At 72.4% G+C, this 3,410-nt stretch carries 4 protein-coding genes; all 4 read right to left on the reverse strand.

What is annotated here, in order from left to right; all coding sequences use genetic code 11:
* Positions 1–140: 140 nt before the first annotated feature.
* Entirely contained in the window at positions 141–584 is a 444-nt protein-coding gene (locus tag AWW66_RS31735) for a hypothetical protein (protein ID WP_067374406.1), read from the reverse strand.
* 82 nt (positions 585–666) lie between these two features.
* A complete protein-coding gene (locus AWW66_RS31740; RefSeq protein ID WP_067374415.1) occupies positions 667–1,602 on the reverse strand; it encodes a YhjD/YihY/BrkB family envelope integrity protein in 936 nt (311 codons plus the stop codon).
* Between the two features lie 57 nt (positions 1,603–1,659).
* On the reverse strand, positions 1,660–2,211 hold the full coding sequence (locus tag AWW66_RS31745; RefSeq protein WP_067374410.1) for a 2'-5' RNA ligase family protein: 552 nt from the start codon (positions 2,209–2,211) through the stop codon (positions 1,660–1,662).
* Positions 2,212–2,263: 52 nt separating this feature from the next.
* Positions 2,264–3,289: a tryptophan--tRNA ligase gene (trpS, locus tag AWW66_RS31750; protein ID WP_067374412.1), complete on the reverse strand. Its 1,026-nt coding sequence runs from the start codon at positions 3,287–3,289 to the stop codon at positions 2,264–2,266.
* Positions 3,290–3,410 lie beyond the last annotated feature (121 nt).

Below are 3,410 nucleotides of genomic sequence, written 5' to 3' on the forward strand. Positions count from 1 at the left end.
ACAGAACGATCCTCACGTCCAAAGGACACGCCCATCATCATTTAGTTAGGAACTCTTAACGCATACGGTCGAGAAGGGGCCCCTTCTCACACCCCCGGAACGGCGCGGGGCGGCGGCGCGGGGCACCGGGGCGGCGCGGGTCAGGTGTCGCGGCCGGTGAGCATGGCGGCGATCCGGTGGAACCCGGCGCGCAGGTCGGCCTCGCTGGGGGCGGTCAGCGGCTGGGCGTGCCGTTCCGCCTCGGTGAGCCGGTCCTGCTCCTCGTCGACGGTCTCCTCGTAGTCGCCGTACAGGTCGACCTCGTCCAGGCCGTCCGGCTCGGACTCGGCGGCGGCCTGGGCGGCGGCGATCTCGGTCCGGATCTCGTCGGCGGAGACCGCCGGCAGCAGCGGCTCCACCACCGCCATCAACTGTTCCTCGGCGACCACCGCCTCGGCCAGGGCGAGCGCGTGCGGTCGCTCGTACGGCCCGCAGACCACCGGTTCCCACTCGTCGGCGTCGCTGAGCGGGCCGAAGGTGATGATCCACGGTAGGTCGAACATCGGCGAGTCGTCCGGCAGGTCCAACGTCACTAGTGCGCCCACCGGCTCATCATCGGCCGGGAACGTGAAACCCCGCGCGCATTTTGCCCTAAATGAACGCTTTAGGCGTCCCGGGGAGGAGCAGTCACCCCGCTCCGCCGGGAGCACCCGGATCGGCCTCCCCGTCGAGGTCCCGGGCCCAGGGCGTTGGCGCGGGCGCCGCCGCCAGGTCCACCACCCGACCCCGGGGGCTGGTGGCGGCGAGCGCCGCGCCGAAGAGGATCAGCTGGTTGAGCAGGTACAGGTAGAGCAGCAGCCCGACGGCCCCGGCGACCACCGCGTACGCCGGGTTCCGCTCGGTGCGCACCACGTAGAACCGGCCCACGGTGTTCAACAGCGTGATGCCGACCGCGACGACCAGCACCACCGGCCGCAGCCGGCGTCGGCTCATCCGCAGCCGGGGCACCGCCACCAGCAACGCGACCGCCAGCACCGCGTTGACCAGGACGCTCAGCACCGCGCTGACCGTGGTCAGCCCGATCGAGCCGGTGCTGCGCAACAGGAACCGCAGCAGCGACTCCAGCGCGTCGACGGCGGCCACCGAGACGCCGAGCAGCAGGAAGACCCCGATCATCACCACCAGGTCCACCAGGCGGCGGACCACCAGGTTGCCGGGCTGCTGGTTGAGCCCGTACATCAGCCGCTGGGAGGAGCGGATCGCCTCGATCCAGCCGATCCCGGTGAAGACCAGGATGACCAGGCCGACCACCCCGACGGTACCGCTGCTCTGGGCGATCTGGCCGGGGTCGAGGAACGGCAGGTTCTCCCGGAGGAAGTGGGCCGCGGCGGCGCTGACCTCGTCGTTGTCCTCCAGGATCGCGCCGAAGACCGAGTACGCCACCAGCGCCAGCGCGAACGCCGCGAAGAAGCCGTAGTACGCGATCGCGGCGGCCAGGCGGGCGCCGAGCACCTCGCCGTACAGTTCGACGGCCCGCCAGACGTGGTCGAAGAGCCCGGAGCGGCGGCGTGCGGCGGTCAACCGGCGGTCGATGCCGGCACCCAGCCGCCCCAGAAGTTCCACGCTGTCATCCTCGCCGATCGTCCGCCCGGGTGCGGCCGACCGCTCGGCCACGAGAGGTCAGCCGCCGAGCCGGAAGTCCCGGCGCGGCTGCCACCGCGTCTGTCCGCTGTGCGAGAAGAGGGTGAACGCCTCCACCTCGAAGATCGCCGAGAAGTCGGCCAGGTCCTCGTACGCCTGGTCGAGCGCCTCGGGCGCGACGTCCTGGGCGACGGTGACGTGCGGATGGTACGGAAACCGGGCCTCCCGGTGCAGCTCGGCGGCGGAGCCGATCGCGGCGGCCAGCAGTTCGCACTCGCTGATCCCGGCCGCCACCGCGACGAACACCACCTGGGTGACCGGCCGGAACGTGCCGGTGCCCCGCAGGTGCAGGGTGAACGGGAGGTGGGCGGCGGCGACGGCGGCCAGGTGCGCCTCGACGGCCGGCAGGGCGGCCACCGCGATCTCGGTCGGGCCGAGCAGGGTGACGTGGGCCGGGATGTCCGCCGCCTGCGGGTCGCCCGCCTCGGCGCGACGCCGGGTCAGCACCGCGCCCCACGGCTCGGGGATGTCCACCGCGACCCCAATCTGGATCGTGCCGCCCGTCGCCGGCAACCCCTCGCCGCGCTCCATGCCCCGCGCCACCCCTTCGCGTACCGACCCGTTCACCTCCGCCGCCGTGGCGTCACTCGCCCCGGACCGGCGGGAAGAACCCGACCCGTTCGTACGCGGTGCGCAGCGTCGCGCCGGCCACCGCGCGGGCCTTCTCCGCCCCGGTGGCGAGCAGCTTGTCCAACTGCGCCGGGTCGTCGAGGTACCCCTGGGTGCGGGCCTGGATCGGGCGGACGAACTCCGCCACCACCTCGGCGAGGTCCTTCTTCAGGTCGCCGTACCCCTTGCCGGCGTACGCGCCGACCAGGTCGTCGATGCCCCGACCGCTGAGCGCGGAGTAGATGGTGAGCAGGTTGGCGATGCCGGGCTTGGCCTCGGCGTCGAAGACGATCTCCCGGCCGGTGTCGGTGACCGCCGAGCGGATCTTCTTGGCCGAGCGGGCCGGGTCCTCCAGCAGGTCGATGATGCCGCCCGGCGCGGAGGAGGACTTGGACATCTTCGCCCTCGGCTCCTGGAGATCGGTGATCTTCGCGGTGTCCTTGACGATGTGCGCCGCCGGGACGGTGAAGGTCGCGCCGAAGGTGGTGTTGAACCGCTGGGCCAGGTCCCGGCTCAGCTCCAGGTGCTGACGCTGGTCCTCCCCCACCGGCACCGCGTCGGCCTGGTACAGCAGGATGTCGGCGGCCTGGAGGATCGGGTACGTGAACAGGCCGACGCTGGCCCGGTCGCTGCCCTGCTTCTGCGACTTGTCCTTGAACTGGGTCATCCGGCCGGCCTCGCCGAACCCGGTGATGCAGCCCAGGATCCAGGCGAGCTGCGGGTGCTCGGGCACCTGGGACTGGACGAACAGGGTGCTGCGCTCCGGGTCGATCCCGACGGCGAGCAACTGGGCGGCGGCCCGCCGGGTCCGCTGGTGCAGCACCGCCGGGTCGTGGCCGGCGGTGATCGCGTGCAGGTCCACCACGCAGTAGAACGCGTCGTGGCTGTCCTGGAGGGCCACCCAGTGCCGGACCGCGCCCAGGTAGTTGCCGAGGTGGAACGAGTCGGCGGTCGGCTGGATGCCGGAGAGGACGCGGGGACGGGCGGGAGCGTCGGACATGCCGGCAATTCTGTCAGCAAGCCCCGGGGTACGTCATGACGGGCCGGCGCGTCCCGGCACGACATCCGCCGGACCCGGCGCGGCGTCCGCCGCCCGCGCCCCCGACCCGGCCCGCGCCCCC

It is taken from the genome of Micromonospora rosaria, assembly GCF_001567585.1.
Taxonomy (GTDB): Bacteria; Actinomycetota; Actinomycetes; order Mycobacteriales; family Micromonosporaceae; genus Micromonospora; species Micromonospora rosaria.

Coding starts and splice junctions, on each gene's coding strand:
- trpS (WP_067374412.1), bottom strand. CDS start 3,289: ATGTCCGACGCTCCCGCCCGTCCCCGCGTCCTCTCCGGCATCCAGCCG.
- AWW66_RS31745 (WP_067374410.1), bottom strand. CDS start 2,211: ATGGAGCGCGGCGAGGGGTTGCCGGCGACGGGCGGCACGATCCAGATT.